This window comes from Methyloversatilis sp., from assembly GCF_965284615.1.
GTDB lineage: Bacteria > Pseudomonadota > Gammaproteobacteria > Burkholderiales > Rhodocyclaceae > Methyloversatilis.
The window spans coordinates 4105894-4122738 of the sequence record NZ_OZ260098.1 but is presented as its reverse complement, the minus strand read 5'-3'; the positions used below and the strand labels follow the sequence as shown (position 1 = coordinate 4122738).

The window sequence follows — 16845 nt, the reverse complement described above, 5'->3', positions numbered from 1 at the left end:
CCATGAAAACCCACGCCCTCGTGCGCAGCCTGATGACGGCCGGCCTCGTGCTGGTGAGCGGCGCCGCCAGCGCAGCCGCCTTTTCGGATGGCTTCGAAGGCGACCTGAACGGCTGGTCCACTGCCGGCGACGTGTCCAACCAGGGTGGCTACATCCTGACCACCGCCTCGCTGACCGAGGTGGACGACGATCCGCTGCCGGCCGGCGTATTCAATTTCTCCGGCATCACTGCGGTCGAGGTCGGCGTCGCCGACGGGCTGGAAAGCCGCATCGGTCTCGCTCCCGGGGCTCTCGATACTGCCGACGGCTTCGCCTACGAAGGTTCGGCGATGTGGCGCGAACTGACGGTGAGCGCCGGCGATACGCTGCGTTTCGACTGGCTGTTCGCCACCTCCGAGCCCTATGTCGATCCGCTGCCGGATTACGCTTTCCTGCTGGTCGGCGATCAGGTCATCCGCATCGCCGACGAGTCGGACGCGCCCTTCCCGCCGACCACGCCTCTCCGTCGCGAGAGCAACCTGTTCACCTTCGAATACGTGTTCACGCAGTCGGGTGCGGTCCGCCTCGGTTTCGGCATCGTCGATGTCGGCGACTACACGGCGACCAGCGCGCTGGCGATCGACAACCTGAGCATCACGCCGGTACCCGAGCCGTCGGGCTGGGCGCTGCTGCTCGGCGGCCTCGGCGTCATCGTCACCAGCGCCCGCCGTCGCATCTGAGCGCTCAGGCGCCGCGCGTCATCTTCCAGGCCGCTGCGCCGATCACCACCAGCAGCACGGTGGCCCAGCCGAGGCGATCAATGTAGCGGTGCAGCGTCGCCTCCATCCTTTCCCCGCCCCAGGCCATCAACCCGGCCACCAGGAAGAAGCGCGCGCCACGGCCGATGATGGAGGCCAGCGTGAAAGGCAGCAGCGCCATCGAGATGGCGCCGGCGGCGATGGTGAATACCTTGTACGGAATCGGCGAGAAGCCGGCGACGAAAATGGCCCAGAAGCCCCAGTCGCCGAACCACTGCTGCGCGGTTTCGTAGCTGGCCCAGTAGCGGCTGTCGCGCAGCCATGGCTCGATCAGGTCGAAGGCGAAGGCGCCGATCAGGTAGCCGAACAGGCCGCCAGCCACAGAGGTGAGTGTGGTGATCAGCGCGTAGAACATCGCGCGCCGCGGCGCCGCCATGCTCATCGGCGCCAGCATCACGTCGGGCGGGATCGGAAAGAAGGACGACTCGGCGAAGCTCATCGCGCCGAGGAACCAGGGCGCGCGACGGTGGCGCGCCCACTGCATGGCGCGTGCGTACAGCGGAGAGAAGATGTTCACCCGGAACGTTCCGTGTAAGGATCGGGCGCCATGATACCGGCGCCCGGCGGGCGGCCGCCGTGCATCCGCCTCAGGCGGCCTGCGCTTCCAGCGTGCGCCGCATGCGGCGGCCGTGCCACAGGCGCAACGCGAACAGCGTGGCCAGCACGAACGCGTACGCGATGGGTTCGGTCAGGTCCTTCTTCACCAGCCACCAGTAGTGCGCGACACCGAGCACACCGACCGCGTAGACGGCGCGGTGCAGGCGCTGCCAGCTGCGGCCGCCGAGGCGCCGGATCATGCCGTTGGTCGAGGTGATCGCCAGCGGCAGCATGAGCACGAAGGCGGCGAAGCCCAGCGTGACGAAGGGGCGCTTGGCGATGTCCGCGACGATGCCCGGCCAGTCGAAGAACTGGTCCAGCCAGACATAGGTCGTGAGGTGAAGGCAGCCGTAGAAGAAGGCGTACAGGCCCAGCGTGCGGCGCAGTCGCACCAGCCAGTGCCAGCCGGTGAGCTGGCGCAGCGGCGTCACCGCCAGCGTGAGCAGCAGCAGGCGCAGTGTCCAGTCGCCGGTGGCGCGAGTGATGTACTCGATCGGATTGGCGCCCAGCGCGTCGCGCAGACCGCCCGCGACCAGCAGCGCGAGCGGCAGCAGGCAGGCCGCCCAGACCGCGCGCCAGATCCAGGCGAACTGCACACGGTCGGGGCTGAAGGCGCGCTCGCGCATCGTCAGAAGTGCTTCTTCAGATCCATGCCGGCGTACAGCGACGCTACTTGCTCGCCGTAGCCGTTGAACATGAGCGTCTTGCGCTTGGTGAATTCGCCGATGCGCCGCTCGCGTGCCTGGCTCCAGCGCGGGTGATCGACCTCCGGATTCACGTTCGAATAGAAGCCGTACTCGCGCGCGGCGGCGCGGGTCCAGGAACTGACCGGCTCCTTGTCGGTAAAGCGGATCTTCACGATCGATTTCGCGCTCTTGAAGCCGTACTTCCATGGTACGACCAGGCGCATCGGCGCGCCGTTCTGGTTCGGCAGCACCTCGCCGTACAGGCCGACCGCCAGCAGCGTCAGCGGGTGCATGGCTTCGTCGATGCGCAGGCCCTCGACATAGGGCCAGTCGAGCACGGCGCTGCGCACGCCGGGCATGGTTTTCGGATCGGCCAGCGTGGTGAACTCGACGTATTTCGCGCCGCCGAGCGGCTCGACCTGTTTCAGCAGCGCCGACAGCGGCAGACCGACCCAGGGCACCACCATGGACCACGCCTCGACGCAGCGCAGCCGGTAGATGCGCTCTTCCAGCGGCGCCAGCTTCAGCACGTCCTCGATCGCCAGCGTCTTCGGCTTCTGCACCATGCCGTCGATGCTCACCGTCCAAGGTCGGGTCAACATGCGGTGCGCGTTGCGCGACGGGTCGCTCTTGTCGGTGCCGAACTCGTAGAAATTGCAGTAGCTGGTGATGTCCTTGTAGTCGTTCAGCTTCTCGTCGGTTGACAGCGGGCTTTTCAGCAGCGGTCCGAGCGACTGACCGCCGTAGCCGGCGGCGCGCGCCTCGCCCGGCAGGCCGGCGCCGATCAGCGCGGCGCCGACACCCAGACCGGCAGCGCGGATGAAGTCGCGCCGGCTGTCGAACAGCGCGCGCGGGGTGATTTCCGACGGCACGATGTCCGTCTGGCGTTTGATCAGCATGGGTACACTCCTGGCTTCATGTCTGTGCAGACCGTGTCAGGTCGCCAGACCTTACCGAAGACCGCAAATGAGCAGAAAGATTTTCGACGCGCTGCACGCGGCGCTGGTGTGCGCCGACCCCGACGAGAAGTGTGCGCAGGTGGCGAGCCTGTGGCGCGACTGGCAGGCCGGCGGCGCCTTCGACCGGGCGGCCGCCCCGCCGCATGCGATCGACGACGCGGGCCGGCCGACCAGGCCTGAACTGGTCGAACCGTCGGCCCTGCGCTCGCGCCGCATCGGCAGCCGCGAGGGTCACGGCGCGATGATTCACGCCATCTGCCACATCGAATTCACCGCCATCAATCTGGCGCTCGATGCCGCCTGGCGCTTCCGCGATCTGCCGGACGACTTTCTGGGCGACTGGCTGCGCGTCGCCGCCGACGAGGCGCGCCACTTCGGTCTGCTGCGTACCCACCTGCGCACGCTGGGCTACGACTACGGCGACTTTCCGGCGCACGCCGGTCTGTGGGACATGGCGCGCCGCACCGCGCATGATGCGCTGGTGCGCATGGCGCTGGTGCCGCGCGTGCTCGAAGCGCGCGGGCTGGACGCCACGCCGCCCATCATGGCCAAGCTGCGCGCGATCGGCGATCAGGCGGCGCTGGACATCCTGGACATCGTGCTGAGCGACGAGATCACCCACGTGGCGGTCGGTGACCGCTGGTTCCGTCACCTGTGCGCGCAGCGCGGGCTGGCGCCGGAGGCGACCTTCCTGCACCTTTTCAACGCGTTCGATGCGCCGCGGCTGCAGCCGCCGGTCAACGAAAAAGCCCGCCTGGAGGCGGGCTTTTCCGAGAGCGAGATCGAAACGCTGGCGAATCAGCGCAGGCCGGCTGCGTAGTCGGCCACCGCCTTGATTTCGGCGTCGGTCATCTTCACCGCGATCATGCGCATCATCTTGGCCGGATCGTTGGCGCGTTCGCCGACGCGGAAGGTCTTCAGCTGCGCTTCGGTGTAGTCGGCATGCTGACCGGCGATGCGCGGGTACTGCGCCGGCAGGCCGGCGCCAGCCGGGCCGTGACAGCCGGCACAGGCGGGCAAGCCCTTGCTCTGGTCGCCACCGCGCCACAGCTTCTGACCCAGTTCGATGCTTTCACGCGAGCCCTTGGCTTCGCCGCCGGTCGGCTTCTGGCTGGCGTAGTAGGCGGCGAGGTTGCGCATGTCCTGATCGGACAGGCCGGCCACCATGCCGGCCATCACGCCATTGACGCGCTCGGCCGGCTTGCCGTCCTTGGCCTTGAAGTTCATCAGCTGCTTGTACAGGTATTCCGGGTGCTGGCCGGCGAGCTTCGGATTGGCCGGGATGGCGCTGTTGCCATCGGCGCCATGACAGGCTGCACACACCTGGGTGGCAATGGTCTTGCCCGCGGCTGCGTCGGCCTTCGGGGCTGCTTTTTCTTCGGAGGCCAGCGCGCTGGCCGAAACGAGGGTCAGGGACAGGGCGAAACCAAGAGCGGTGAGGTGGCGCATGACTTTCCTTGAGCGGTGATGCCGGGCAAAGGTCCGGGAAAATTTCGGTGATACGCTAAACTCCTCATTTTACCGTGTTTTCCCGGGCGCGCATTGCGCGATTCTGATTTGTCCTCTCTCTTCCGCGGCGCCTCCTTCCATATCTCCGTTGCCAAGCCATCCGGCCTGCCAGCGCCCATCGGCCCGGAGATCGCTTTCGCCGGGCGTTCGAACGCCGGCAAATCCAGTGCGATCAACACGCTGGTCGGTCACACGCGGCTGGCCTTCGTCAGCAAGACGCCGGGCCGCACCCAGCTGATCAATTACTTCAAGCTGGTCAAGGGCGGCTTCCTGGTCGATCTGCCGGGCTACGGCTTCGCCCAGGTGCCGGTCGAGGTGCGTCGCGCCTGGGCGGGGCTGATCGAGCGCTATCTGAAGGAGCGCGAGAGCCTGGTCGGGCTGGTGCTCATCATGGATTCGCGTCACCCGTTCACCGAACTCGACTGGAACATGATCCAGTGGTTCTCGCAGAGCGGAAAGCCGATGCACGTGCTGCTCACCAAGGCCGACAAGCTCACGCGCAGCGCACAGGCGGCCACGCTGGCCGATGTGCGTCGCCAGCTTTCGGGCATGGGTGAGCAAGTGACGGTGCAACTGTTCTCCAGCCTGAAGAAGACCGGCGTAGACGAGGTCGAGCAGGTGGTCGCGCCCTGGCTGAGCGCGGCACTACCACCGCCGGACACGTCCGCGGCCTGAAAAAAGAAAAAGCCCACGGCTAAAGGGGATGAAGCCGTGGGCTCGAAACGCCTCGCACGCAAGGCACCCGCTCAGGGAGGTGAAGCGGGTGACGGCTCGCACCGTCGCACGCTCTGACCGGGGGCGCTTTTTCAAAGTTCCGTTCTCTTCGTGCGCGAATTGAAGTGGCGCCGGAGCGAGCGGGAGGGCGCCGCGTACTATCATCGCGGCTTCCGTTTTCGCAGGTCCAGACGATGTCCTCTTCCGCCAGCCACTTCCCCTCGACCCGCATGCGCCGCATGCGCCGCGACGACTTTTCGCGCCGCCTGATGCGCGAGAACCGCCTCAGCGCCGACGACCTCATCTACCCGGTGTTCGTGCTCGACGGGCCGAGCCGCAGCGAGGCGGTGGCGTCGATGCCGGGCGTCAATCGGGTCAGCATCGATCTGCTGCTCGGCGTGGCCGAACAGGCGGTGGCGCTGGGCGTGCCGGCGCTGGCGCTGTTCCCGGTCATCGACGCCGGCCTGAAGACCGACGACGCGGCCGAAGCGTGGAACCCGGAAGGTCTGGTGCCGCGCACCGTGCGTGCGCTGAAGCAGCGCTTTCCCGAACTGGGCGTGATCACCGACGTTGCGCTCGACCCCTACACATCGCACGGTCAGGACGGTCTGATCGATGCCTCCGGCTACGTCATGAACGACGAAACGCTGGAGGCGCTGGCGAAACAGGCGCTGTGCCACGCCCAGGCCGGCGCCGACGTGGTGGCGCCATCCGACATGATGGACGGCCGTGTCGGCCGCATCCGCTTCGAACTGGACGCGCATCAGTTGATCCACACCCGCATCCTCGCCTACTCGGCGAAGTACGCGTCGGCCTTCTACGGCCCTTTCCGCGACGCGGTTGGCTCGGCCGGCAACCTCGGCAAGGGCAACAAATACACTTACCAGATGGACCCGGCGAACAGCGACGAGGCGATCCGCGAAGTCGCGCTCGACATCGCCGAGGGTGCGGACATGGTGATGGTGAAACCGGGCATGCCCTACCTCGACATCGTGCGCCGGGTGAAGGGCGAACTGGGGGTGCCCACCTACGCCTATCAGGTGAGCGGCGAGTACGCGATGCTGAAGGCGGCGGTGGCCAATGGCTGGCTGGATGAGCGCGCCACCGCGATGGAAGCGCTGCTCGCCTTCAAGCGCGCCGGCGCCGACGGCATCCTCACCTATTACGCGCTGGACGCGGCGCGCTGGCTCAAAGAAGCCTGAGCGCGCGGCGCAGTTGCAGCGCCGAACTCAGCCGCAGATCGACGTAGCCGTGATGGGCTGCATCGCGGCTGATCCACACGGTGCGCATGCCCAGCTGCTTGGCGGTGCGCAGATTGGTCGCCGTATCCTCGACCATGATGCAGCGTGAAGCGGTGAGCCGGTAGTCGCGCAGAAGGTGCAGGAAGCCCTTCAGCCGCGGCTTCGGCGCATAGCGCGAGTGCTCGATCGCGTGGATGCCGTCGAACAGCGCGCTCATGCCCATCACGTCGAGCACCGCTTCGGCGTAGTGCAGTGGGCCGTTGGTGAACACGATCTTGCGGCCGGGCAGGCGGCGCAGTACGTGCAGCAGCGCGCGGTCGAACACGATGCCCGGGCGCAGTGCCTCGACGTCGTGCGTTCCGTGCAGGAAGTGTGCGGGGCGGGTGCCGTGGTGCCGCATCAGGCCGAGCAGCGTGGCGCCGTAGCGATGCCAGTAGTGCTCGCGCAGATGGTCGGCCTCGGCGTGCGCCAGCCCCAGCTCCGTCATCAACCATGCGGTCATCGCCCGGTTCAGATGCGGAAAGACGTGCGGGTTGGCGTCGTGCAGCGTGTTGTCCAGATCGAAGATCCAGACCGGCTGTCTGCCCGTGTCCGAGCGTCGCGCGTGAATCGGGTGGCTGATGTTTTACCCCCTCCGGGGGACGGGCCGGGCGTCGCCCGGCCCAGGGGGCACGTTCACTTGCTCTTGATCAGCGTGCCGACGCCGTCGTCGGTCAGCACTTCGAGCAGCAGCGCGTTCGGCACGCGGCCGTCGATGATGTGCACGCTCTTGACGCCGCTGCGCGCCGCGTCCAGTGCTGAGCCGATCTTCGGCAGCATGCCGCCGGACAGCGTGCCGTCGGCGATCATCGCGTTGACGTCGCGCGGCGTGATGCCGGTCAGCAGGTTGCCTTCCTTGTCGAGCACGCCCGGCGTGTTGGTGAGCAGCACCAGCTTTTCCGCCTTCAGGATCTCCGCCAGCTTGCCGGCGACCACGTCGGCGTTGATGTTGTAGCTCTCACCGTCCGGGCCGACGCCGATCGGCGCAATCACCGGGATGAAGTCGCCGCTGTCGAGGAAGTTGATGATGGTCGGATCGATCGACACGATGTCGCCGACCAGGCCGATGTCCAGCATTTCGTCCGGCTTGTCCTTGTTCGGCATCATCAGCTTGGTGGCGCGGATGAAGGAGCCGTCCTGACCGGTCAGGCCCACGGCCTTGCCGCCGGCCTGGTTGATCAGGTTCACGATGTCCTTGTTCACATGACCGCCGAGCACCATTTCGACGATGTCCATCGTTTCTTCGTCGGTGACGCGCATGCCCTGGATGAAGGTGCCCTGCTTGCCGACGCGCTTGAGCAGGTCGTCGATCTGCGGGCCGCCGCCGTGCACCACCACCGGGTTCATGCCGACCAGCTTGAGCAGCGTCACGTCGCGTGCGAAGCCCAGTTTCAGCGCCGGGTCAGTCATCGCGTTGCCGCCGTATTTCACGACGATGGTGCGGTCCTGGAATCGGCGGATGTAGGGCAGCGCCTCGGACAGCACCGCGGCCTTGGCGTGCGGCGTGATACCGGAGGTGAGGTCAGAGGTCAGGGGCATTTTCCGGGCTCGGGCGAGGTGTAAGGATGAGGCCGGATTCTAGCCTTGCACCGCACAAACAAAAAGCGGACACCGGCAGGGTGTCCGCTTTTGCCGGGGTGCAAACGGCTTACTGGATGGTGAGCTTCTTCGAGGCGGCGACAACCTTCTTCGGCAGTGTCAGTTCCAGCACGCCGTCGGCGAAACGGGCCTGGGCCCGGGCTTCGTCGATGTCCTGGCCGAGCTGGAAGCTGCGCGACACCTTGCCGTAGTGGCGCTCGGAACGCAGCACACGCTCGCCTTCCTTGTTCTCCACCGTGCGCTTCTTTTCGGCGCTGATCGACACTACCGCCCCTTCGATGTTCACGTGGATGTCGTCCTTGGCCACGCCCGGCAGGTCGGCGTGCACGGTGTAGGCGTCCTTGTCTTCCTTCACGTCAACCTTGAGTGCCGGCACGTCGGGGTTGTTGGCGAGATCGACCGGCTGCAGCACGAGGCCGCGAAAGTCCTTGAACAGGTTTTCAAAAGGATCCCAGCGGGTCACTTGATTCATCGTTTCGTCCTTTCCATGTCGGGTGCGGGTATCCGCGTACACCCAAACTAGGGTTGGAAAAAACCGATTTCAAGACCGCCTGTTCAGGCGCTTGCGCTGGGTCAACATCCGGATCGCATCGCGGTTGGTCCACGAAAACACCGCATCGAGCGCCTCGCGCCAGGGCAGCCAGCGCCAGTCGCGGTGCTCGTCCGGCGCCAGCCGGATCGGCGTGTCGCGCGGCACGCAGAGGCTGAAGGCGTGCTCGGTGTTATGGGTGACGCCGGGCGGATAGCGATGGCGCCAGATCGGATAGATTTCGAAGCGGCTGCTGTGATGCCAGCGGTCGAAAGCTTCGGCTGGTGCGACGATGCCGGTCTCTTCCTCGACTTCACGTTGCGCCGCCCGTTCCGGCGTTTCGCCGGACTCGATGCTGCCGGTCACCGACTGCCAGTAGCCCGGGTGCTTCGCCCGCTCGATCAGCAGGATGTCGCCGTCGTCGCTGTGGATCAGCACCAGGACCGACTGCGGCCGCTTCATGCGCTGGCCATGAAGGGGCGGGCACGCGTGTGCGGCTGGTCGATCAGCACCCAGAACGGCGTGCCGCGGCCGCGCCACTCGTCGGCGGCGTCGTTCAGCACGGCGACCAGCGCGTCGAAATCGCCCTTGCAGCGCTCGACCGGCTTGGCGCAGTTGCTCAGATGCAGCAGGTAGCCGCGGCTTTCCGGTAACCACGACAGGTCGCCGAGGCAGTCGCCGAGCGCGTCGAGGTTGTGGCCGAAGGTGTCGGGAAAGCCCATCGTTTCGGCGAACAGCTGCAGCAGCGACGCCTGGTCGCGGCTGTCCTTCAGGTCGAGGCCGATCAGCAGCAGGCCAGCCGGTTCGGCGAATCGCGCGGCGCGCGCGGCGGCGGTCGGCTGGGCGGAAAACACGCCGCTGCGGGCGGCGTCGCCGAGGCGGGACTGCATTGAATCAGGGGGCAGTGCGGACATCGTTCATTCCTTGATGCGGCGGAAGCTGCGGTAGTGATCCGCCGTGTACCAGTATTCGCCCGAATTGCGCACGTCGCCGTCAACGCCGCTGCCAGCGACGATGCGACTGGCGCCGCGGTGGTTCAGGCCGGGCGTGGGCACCGTGTATTCGCGGTAATAGCCGCGCTTCTGCATCGGCAGACGGCGTTCGCGATTGTGGAACACGACGCCGTCACGGTTGTATGGGAAAGGTCCGCCCTGGCGGATCAGCGCCAGCGTCTGCGCCGCTTCCGGCGGCAGTTGCGCCAGCTCCACCTCGGGCGAGGCGAAGCCGGTCAGCAACAGCCACAGGGCCAGGATCGGCGCCAGCAGTGGCGCCGGGAGCAGGCGGGTCGTCACGGACTCAGGCGCCGGCGTCGGCCTTCGGCGTATTGCGCAGCTTGATGTGCAGTTCGCGCAGCTGACGCTCGTCCACCGGGCTCGGTGCCTGGGTCAGCAGACACTGGGCGCGCTGGGTCTTGGGGAAGGCGATCACGTCGCGGATCGACTCGGCGCCGGTCATCATCGTGACAATGCGGTCCAGACCGAAAGCCAGACCGCCGTGCGGCGGCGCGCCGTACTTCAGCGCGTCGAGCAGGAAGCCGAACTTGAGCTGCTGTTCTTCCGGACCGATGTTGAGCGCTTCGAACACGGTTTCCTGTACCGAGGCCTGGTGGATACGCACCGAACCGCCGCCGATTTCCCAGCCGTTCAGCGCCAGGTCGTAGGCCTTGGCCAGACACTTGCCCGGATCGGTCTTCAGCAGCGCGATGTGCTCGTCTTTCGGGCTGGTGAAGGGGTGGTGGCAGGCGTTCCAGCGCTTTTCGTCCTCGTCGTACTCGAACATCGGGAAGTCGACCACCCACAGCGGGCGCCAGGCATCGCCGGTCACATAGCCCTTCTCGTGACCGATCTTCAGGCGCAGCGCGCCGAGCGCGTCGGACACCACCTTGGCCTTGTCGGAACCGAAGAAGATCACGTCGCCGCTCTGCGCGCCGGTACGGGCCATGATGGCGGCCAGCGACTCGGGGCTCAGGTTCTTGACGATGGGCGACTGCAGGCCTTCTTCGTTCAGCTTGCTGACGTCATTGACCTTGATGTAGGCCAGGCCCTTGGCGCCGTAGATCTTGACGAATTCGGTGTAGCCGTCGATTTCGCCGCGCGACAGCGAGGCCCCGCCGGGCACGCGCAGCGCAGTGACGCGGCAGGCCGGGTCGTTGGCCGGGCCGGAGAACACCTTGAAGGCGACATCCTTGACCGCGTCGGCGACGTCCACCAGCTCCAGCGTCACGCGCAGATCCGGCTTGTCCGAACCGAAGCGGCTCATCGCCTCGGCGTAGGTCATGCGCGGGAAGGGCGCGGGCAGGTCAACCGACAGCGCTTCCTTGAAGACATAGCGGATCATGTCTTCCATCATCGCGGTGATTTCGTGCTCGGTCAGGAAGCTGGTTTCGATATCGACCTGGGTGAATTCCGGCTGGCGGTCGGCGCGCAGATCCTCGTCACGGAAGCACTTGGTGATCTGGTAGTAGCGGTCGTAGCCGGCCACCATCAACAGCTGCTTGAACAGCTGCGGCGACTGCGGCAGCGCGAAGAACTGGCCGTCGTGCACGCGGCTGGGCACCAGATAGTCACGCGCGCCTTCGGGCGTGCTCTTGGTGAGCATCGGCGTTTCGATGTCGATGAAGCCCTTGCCGTCGAGGAAGCGGCGGAAGGCCATCGCCGTCTTGTAGCGCAGCATCATGTTCTTCTGCATCGCCGGGCGACGCAGGTCGATCACGCGGTGGGTCAGGCGCACGGTTTCCGACAGGTTGTCGTCGTCCAGCGGAAAGGGCGGCGTGACCGAGGCGTTCAGCACCTCGACTTCATGGGCCAGCACTTCGATCTCGCCCGACACCAGGTTGGCGTTGGTCGTGCCTTCCGGGCGACGGCGCACGCGACCGGTCACCTTCAGGCAGAACTCGTTGCGCACCGACTCCGCCACGGCAAAGGTTTCCGCGCGGTCCGGGTCACACACCACCTGCACCAGACCTTCGCGGTCGCGCAGGTCGATGAAGATGACCCCACCGTGGTCGCGGCGACGGTGAGCCCAGCCGAACAGGGTGACGGTCTGGTCGAGGTAGCCCGCGTCGAGCAGGCCGCAGTATTGCGTGCGCATGGTGTGATTCCGGGAAAGTGCGGGGTCGGAAAACCCCGGTTCAGTTGTCGAGTGCGGGCACGACGGCCGCATGCGGTTTCGGTTTTCTGGCCGGCGGGACGACGCCCATCGACACGATGTACTTGAGTGCTTCGTCCACCGTCATGTCGAGCTCGATCACGTCGCTGCGCGGCAGCATCAGGAAGAAGCCCGAGGTCGGGTTGGGCGTGGTCGGCACGTAGACGCTGACGTGGTCGGGCAGGTGATTGACCACGTCCCCGCCCGGCTGACCGGTCAGGAAGGCGATGGTCCAGCTGCCCTCGCGCGGGTACTGGACCAGCAGCGCCTTGCGGAAGGCTTCGCCGGAGCTGGAGAACAGCGTGTCCGACACCTGCTTCACGCCGTTGTAGATCGACTTCACGACCGGGATGCGCGACAGCAGCCCTTCCCAGTAACGCAGCAGGCGCTGGCCGATGATGTTGTGGCCGATGACGCCGCTGACCACGATGATGAGCACGGTCAGGATGACGCCCAGGCCCGGCACGTCGAAGCCGAACAGCTGGGCCGGTCGCCACTGCCAGGGCACCAGCAGCATGGTCTGGTCCAGCGTGCCCAGTATCCAGGCCAGCACCCAGATCGTGATGGCCAACGGAATCCAGATCAGCAGACCGGTGATGAAGTAACGCTTCATCAATGGCAGGCGCAGGAGCCGCCACAGGGCGTCGAGGGCGCGGCAGCACTGTCGCCTGACGAGGAGGATGCCGTCGATGCGGACGTGTCCGCCTTCGGCGTCGTTGTGCTGTTGCCCGAGCCGCCGCCCTTGAAGTCAGTGGCGTACCAGCCACTGCCCTTGAGCTGGAAGCCGGCTGCGGACAGTTGCTTGGTGAAGGTCGATGCGCCGCAGGACGGGCAATCGGTCAGCGGCGCGGCGCTGATCTTCTGCATCACGTCCTTTTCAAAACCGCAGGACGAGCAGCGGTAACCGTAGATCGGCATGTCGAGCTCCAGAAAACGCGAAATTATAGACTAAGGCATTGTTGCACATGCACATTTCGCGCCAGGAAATCGCCGGCCCCCCACGTGGCGGGAGCGGGTGCGCGAAACGGACGCTGCGCTTCGGAAATGGGGCGCCCATTCTGGGGATTCAAGCCCCGGCAGATGCCTACATCAGCCCCAGATAGGTGCGGTTGATCGTGGCGCCGAAGAACAGCGCGATCACGCCGGCGGCGGCCAGATAGGGCCCGAACGGAATCGGCACGTCGCGGCCGTGCGAACGCAGCACGATCAGTGCGATGCCGACCACGGCGCCGACCAGCGACGACAGCAGGATGATCACGGGCAGCATCTGCCAGCCGAGAAAAGCACCGAGCGCGGACAGCAGCTTGAAGTCGCCGTAGCCCATGCCCTCCTTGCCGGTGGCCAGCTTGAACGCCCAGTAAACGCTCCACAGCACCAGATAGCCGGCAATGGCACCGACGACGGCCGAGTGCAGATCGGTGAAGCCGCCGACCAGATTGAGCAGCAGTCCGGCCCAGATCAGCGGCAGCGTGATGCTGTCCGGCAGCAACTGTGTATCGAGGTCGATGAAGGTGAGCGCGATCAGCGCCCATACGAGGGCCAGTGCGCCGATGAGCAGCAGTGTCGGTCCGAATGTCCAGGCACAGGCCAGGCTCAGCAGCCCGGTCAGCAGTTCGACCAGCGGATAGCGGACACCGATGCCGGTGCCGCAGCCTCGGCACCGGCCGCGCAGCAGCAGCCAGGACAGCACCGGGATGTTTTCCAGCGCGCCGATCCTGTGGCCGCACTTGGGACAGCGCGAGCGCGGCGCCAGCAGCGACAGCGCGTCGAACACCGGCGCCGGCTCGTTGCGCAGATCGGCGCACTGTGCCGCCCACTCCCGCTCCATCATGATCGGCAGGCGAAGGATCACCACGTTCAGGAAGCTGCCGACGGCCAGACCGAGCAGGCCGACCAGCGGCAGCAGCAGGCCGCTCCCGGCCAGCGATTCAAGTCCGCTCACGATTCCGCTGTCAGACCGACTGGGCGACCTTGAAGATCGGGAGGTACATGGCGACCACCAGACCGCCGATCAGCGTGCCGAGCACCACCATGATGATGGGTTCGAGCAGGCTGGACAGCGCGTTGACCGAATCGTTGACCTCCTGTTCGAAGAAGTCGGCCACCTTGGACAGCATCGAATCGAGCTGACCGGATTCCTCGCCGATCGACGCCATCTGGATCACCATGACCGGGAACACATTGGTGTTCTGCATCGCGACGGTCAAACTGGTGCCGGTGCTGACCTCGTTCTGGATCTGCCGCGTGGCCATCTTGTAGATATGGTTGCCGGCCGCGCCGCCCACCGAATCGAGTGCCTCGACCAGCGGCACGCCGGCGGCGAACATCGTTGACAAGGTGCGCGCCCAGCGCGCGATCGTGGCCTTGCGCAGAATCTCGCCGAGGACAGGCAGTTTGAGCGACAGGCGGTCAACGGCGATCTGCAGGGGTACCGATCGCTTCAGCATGTAGAAGAATGCGCTGATTGCCGCGAAGGCCCCGCCGAAGATCAGCCAAGAGTACTCGACGAAGGCGTCCGATATCGCGATGACGAACAACGTCGGCGCCGGCAGATCGGCACCGAAGCTCGAGAACACCTTCTTGAACTCCGGAATGACGAAAATCATGATCACCGCGGTGATCACGATGGCGACCACGATGACCGCGATCGGATAGAACATCGCCGACTTGATCTTGCCTTTGATCGCCAGGATCTTTTCGCGATACGTGGCGAGGCGATCGAGCAGGCCGTCAAGAATACCGGCCTGCTCACCTGCGGCAACGAGGTTGCAGAACAGCTGGTCGAAGTGCTGCGGATACTTGCGGAAAGCCTGGTTCAGGCTGGAGCCGGACTCGACTTCGAGCCGGATGTCGCCCAGCAGCTTCGATACCGCCCGGTTGCCGGCGCCCTTGCCGACGATGTCGAAGGCCTGCAGCAGCGGCACACCGGCCTTCATCATCGTCGCCAGTTGCCGGGTGAACAGCGTGATGTCCTTTTCGGTCACCTTGCCGCCGCGGCCGAAGCTGCGCTTCTTGACCTTGGTGACCAGGATGCCCTGGCGACGCAGCGTGGCCTGGACCATGGCTTCGCCGCCGGCGCGCATCTCCCCGCGCACCAGCTTGCCGCTCTTGTCCTTGCCTTCCCAGTTGAAGACCGTTTCCTTGGAACCGCTGTCCTTGCGTACGGGGCGGGTTGCGGTGGCCAAATCAAGCTCCTTGCGGGGTAAGTCCGCTCATGCGGCGACGCCGCGCGCGGCGTCGCTCATTCGTTGGTGCAGGCGAGCACTTCAGCCAGCGAAGTGACGCCCTGCCTGACCTTCAGCAGACCGGACTGGCGCAGGTCCTTGACGCCCTCGCGGCGTGCCTGCGCGGCAATGTCGATCGAATTGCCGTTGGTCATGATGATATGCGCAATCTCGTCGGAGATCGGCATCACCTGATAGATGCCGACCCGACCCTTGTAGCCGCTGCCCTTGCAGCGCTCGCAGCCGACCGGTGCATAGGGTTGCCAGCTGCCGTCGAGGTCCGCTTCGGTGAATCCGGCCTCCAGCAGCGCTTCGACCGGAATGTCCATCGGCTGCTTGCAGGAGCATAGCCGGCGCGCCAGCCGCTGGGCAGTGATCAAAATGACGCTGGACGCAATGTTGAAGGCGGCGATGCCCATGTTGCGCATGCGATCCAGCGTGGTCGGGGCGTCGTTGGTGTGCAGCGTTGACAGCACCAGGTGACCGGTCTGTGCCGCCTTGATCGAAATTTCGGCCGTTTCGAGGTCGCGGATTTCACCGACCATGATCACGTCCGGATCCTGCCGCAGGAAGGACTTCAGTGCGGCGGCGAAGGTGAGGCCGGCCTTGTCGTTGACATTGACCTGGTTGATGCCCGGCAGGTTGATTTCGGCCGGATCTTCGGCGGTCGAGATGTTCACGCCGGGCTTGTTCAGGATGTTCAGACAGGTATACAGCGACACCGTCTTGCCGGAACCGGTCGGGCCGGTCACCAGGATCATGCCGTAGGGGCGCTCGATCGCATGCATCAGCGAGGCGCGCTGCTCGGGCTCATAACCGAGCGCGTCGATGCCCAGCATGGCCGAACTCGGGTCGAGGATACGCATGACGATCTTCTCGCCGTGCAGGGTCGGCAGCGTGCTGACGCGGAAGTCGATCGCCTTGGTCTTGGACAGCACGAATTTCATCCGGCCGTCCTGCGGCACCCGCTTCTCCGAAATGTCCAGCCGGGAAATGACCTTGATGCGCGACGCGATCTTCTCGCGCAGCACCAGCGGCGGCTGGGTGATCTCGCGCAGTACGCCGTCGGTACGGTAGCGGATGCGGTAGTACTTCTCGTAGGGCTCGAAGTGGACGTCGGAGGCGCCTTCGTTGATCGCGTCGAGCAGAATCTTCTGGATGAAGCGCACCACCGGTGCGTCGTCGATCTCGACCTGGGCGTCGTTGCTGGCGGCGGCATCCTCTTCCGGCGCCATTTCACCGTCGAAGTCGAAGTTGACCGACGCGATCGATTCCAGGGTCTTCTCGACGGTTTCCGACAGCTTGTCAACGAGGGTGGCGAGCTTGTCGGTCTCGACGACGACCGGGTCCACGGCCAGACCGGTCTGAAAGCGTATTTCGTCGATGGCGCGCAAGTTCGACGGATCGGCGATCGCTACCGCCAGCCGGTTGCCGCGCTTCTTCAGCGCAAGCACACGGTGGGTGCGCATCAGCTTCTTGTCGATCGCGTCCGCGGGGAACTGGTCCGGGTCGTACTGCGCGAGGTCCAGCAGCGGATAGCCGAAGGTTTCCGAGGCGAAGGCGGCCGCGTCGCGCGCACTCATCTTGCCGCTGGCGACCAGTTGCGCGATGAAACCGTGGCCGGATTGCGCGCCTTCGCGTGTCAGGCTCTCAGCTTCGGTCTCGGTCAGCCGCCCGCTCTGCGCCAGCGCGCGGGCAAGACCCGACAGTGCATTCTTAGCGGTGGCGGCCATGGCGCATTAGGGGGAATCTGCGAGCGGTGTTGAAGTGTCGTCTTCGATGATGACGATTCAGGCTTGATCTG

The 16845-nt window shown here is 65.7% G+C and carries 20 protein-coding genes; 4 read left to right on the top strand and 16 right to left on the bottom strand.

Features of this window, described 5'->3' with window-relative positions:
• Positions 1–2 precede the first annotated feature (2 nt).
• Entirely contained in the window at positions 3–719 is a 717-nt protein-coding gene (locus ACQ66H_RS19565; RefSeq protein WP_430435399.1) for a PEP-CTERM sorting domain-containing protein, read from the top strand.
• A gap of 4 nt (positions 720–723) precedes the next feature.
• Here the strand turns inward: ACQ66H_RS19565 and ACQ66H_RS19560 are convergent, their stop codons facing one another.
• The 3 genes from ACQ66H_RS19560 to msrP form a co-directional block, all read right to left on the bottom strand.
• The gene (locus ACQ66H_RS19560; RefSeq protein WP_430435398.1) at positions 724–1314 is read right to left on the bottom strand and encodes a YqaA family protein; all 591 of its coding nucleotides are present in this window, start codon (positions 1312–1314) and stop codon (positions 724–726) included.
• Between the two features lie 70 nt (positions 1315–1384).
• A complete protein-coding gene (locus tag ACQ66H_RS19555; RefSeq protein WP_430435397.1) occupies positions 1385–2020 on the bottom strand; it encodes a sulfite oxidase heme-binding subunit YedZ in 636 nt (211 codons plus the stop codon).
• Between the two features lie 2 nt (positions 2021–2022).
• Positions 2023–2979, bottom strand: coding sequence for a protein-methionine-sulfoxide reductase catalytic subunit MsrP (gene msrP / locus ACQ66H_RS19550; RefSeq protein WP_430435396.1), 957 nt, complete (start codon positions 2977–2979; stop codon positions 2023–2025).
• 67 nt (positions 2980–3046) lie between these two features.
• Here msrP and ACQ66H_RS19545 point away from each other — a divergent pair, with 67 nt between their 5' ends.
• Positions 3047–3859 (top strand): ferritin-like domain-containing protein, encoded by an 813-nt coding sequence (locus ACQ66H_RS19545; RefSeq protein ID WP_430435395.1) that lies wholly within the window; start codon positions 3047–3049, stop codon positions 3857–3859.
• Here the strand turns inward: ACQ66H_RS19545 and ACQ66H_RS19540 are convergent.
• A complete protein-coding gene (locus ACQ66H_RS19540) occupies positions 3838–4488 on the bottom strand; it encodes a c-type cytochrome (RefSeq protein ID WP_430435394.1) in 651 nt (216 codons plus the stop codon). The genes ACQ66H_RS19545 and ACQ66H_RS19540 overlap by 22 nt on opposite strands.
• A gap of 108 nt (positions 4489–4596) precedes the next feature.
• On the opposite strand from ACQ66H_RS19540, the gene yihA reads away from it, so the two are divergent.
• Complete coding sequence (gene yihA / locus ACQ66H_RS19535; RefSeq protein ID WP_430435393.1) at positions 4597–5223, top strand: ribosome biogenesis GTP-binding protein YihA/YsxC; 627 nt, start codon at positions 4597–4599, stop codon at positions 5221–5223.
• A 233-nt stretch (positions 5224–5456) separates the two neighbouring features.
• On the top strand, positions 5457–6464 hold the full coding sequence (hemB, locus tag ACQ66H_RS19530) for a porphobilinogen synthase (protein ID WP_430435392.1): 1008 nt from the start codon (positions 5457–5459) through the stop codon (positions 6462–6464).
• Here hemB and ACQ66H_RS19525 read toward each other — a convergent pair.
• From ACQ66H_RS19525 to pilB, 12 genes are all read right to left on the bottom strand, one after another.
• Positions 6451–7050, bottom strand: a complete 600-nt coding sequence (locus ACQ66H_RS19525; RefSeq protein WP_430435667.1) for an HAD-IA family hydrolase — start codon at positions 7048–7050, stop codon at positions 6451–6453. The two genes, hemB and ACQ66H_RS19525, sit on opposite strands and share 14 nt — an antisense overlap.
• A 128-nt stretch (positions 7051–7178) precedes the next feature.
• Positions 7179–8081, bottom strand: coding sequence for an acetylglutamate kinase (argB, locus tag ACQ66H_RS19520; protein WP_430435391.1), 903 nt, complete (start codon positions 8079–8081; stop codon positions 7179–7181).
• A gap of 109 nt (positions 8082–8190) precedes the next feature.
• Positions 8191–8613, bottom strand: coding sequence for an Hsp20/alpha crystallin family protein (locus ACQ66H_RS19515; RefSeq protein WP_430435390.1), 423 nt, complete (start codon positions 8611–8613; stop codon positions 8191–8193).
• A gap of 69 nt (positions 8614–8682) precedes the next feature.
• Positions 8683–9132 carry a dihydroneopterin triphosphate diphosphatase gene (nudB, locus tag ACQ66H_RS19510; protein ID WP_430435389.1) on the bottom strand — a complete coding sequence of 150 codons (450 nt, stop codon included), beginning with the start codon at positions 9130–9132 and terminating at the stop codon, positions 8683–8685.
• Positions 9129–9584: a barstar family protein gene (locus ACQ66H_RS19505; RefSeq protein ID WP_430435388.1), complete on the bottom strand. Its 456-nt coding sequence runs from the start codon at positions 9582–9584 to the stop codon at positions 9129–9131. The genes nudB and ACQ66H_RS19505 overlap by 4 nt, the downstream gene beginning before the upstream one ends.
• Positions 9585–9587: 3 nt before the next feature.
• Complete coding sequence (locus tag ACQ66H_RS19500) at positions 9588–9962, bottom strand: ribonuclease domain-containing protein (RefSeq protein WP_430435387.1); 375 nt, start codon at positions 9960–9962, stop codon at positions 9588–9590.
• A gap of 4 nt (positions 9963–9966) precedes the next feature.
• Positions 9967–11760: an aspartate--tRNA ligase gene (gene aspS / locus ACQ66H_RS19495; protein WP_430435386.1), complete on the bottom strand. Its 1794-nt coding sequence runs from the start codon at positions 11758–11760 to the stop codon at positions 9967–9969.
• A 40-nt stretch (positions 11761–11800) separates the two neighbouring features.
• Complete coding sequence (locus ACQ66H_RS19490) at positions 11801–12430, bottom strand: DUF502 domain-containing protein (protein WP_304004381.1); 630 nt, start codon at positions 12428–12430, stop codon at positions 11801–11803.
• Positions 12430–12735 (bottom strand): FmdB family zinc ribbon protein, encoded by a 306-nt coding sequence (locus ACQ66H_RS19485; protein ID WP_430435385.1) that lies wholly within the window; start codon positions 12733–12735, stop codon positions 12430–12432. The genes ACQ66H_RS19490 and ACQ66H_RS19485 overlap by 1 nt, the downstream gene beginning before the upstream one ends.
• 166 nt (positions 12736–12901) lie before the next feature.
• The gene (locus ACQ66H_RS19480; protein ID WP_430435384.1) at positions 12902–13759 is read right to left on the bottom strand and encodes a prepilin peptidase; all 858 of its coding nucleotides are present in this window, start codon (positions 13757–13759) and stop codon (positions 12902–12904) included.
• A 10-nt stretch (positions 13760–13769) separates the two neighbouring features.
• Positions 13770–15002, bottom strand: coding sequence for a type II secretion system F family protein (locus ACQ66H_RS19475; RefSeq protein WP_430435383.1), 1233 nt, complete (start codon positions 15000–15002; stop codon positions 13770–13772).
• Positions 15003–15058: 56 nt separating this feature from the next.
• Positions 15059–16774, bottom strand: a complete 1716-nt coding sequence (gene pilB / locus ACQ66H_RS19470) for a type IV-A pilus assembly ATPase PilB (RefSeq protein WP_430435382.1) — start codon at positions 16772–16774, stop codon at positions 15059–15061.
• Between the last annotated feature and the right edge of the window lie 71 nt (positions 16775–16845).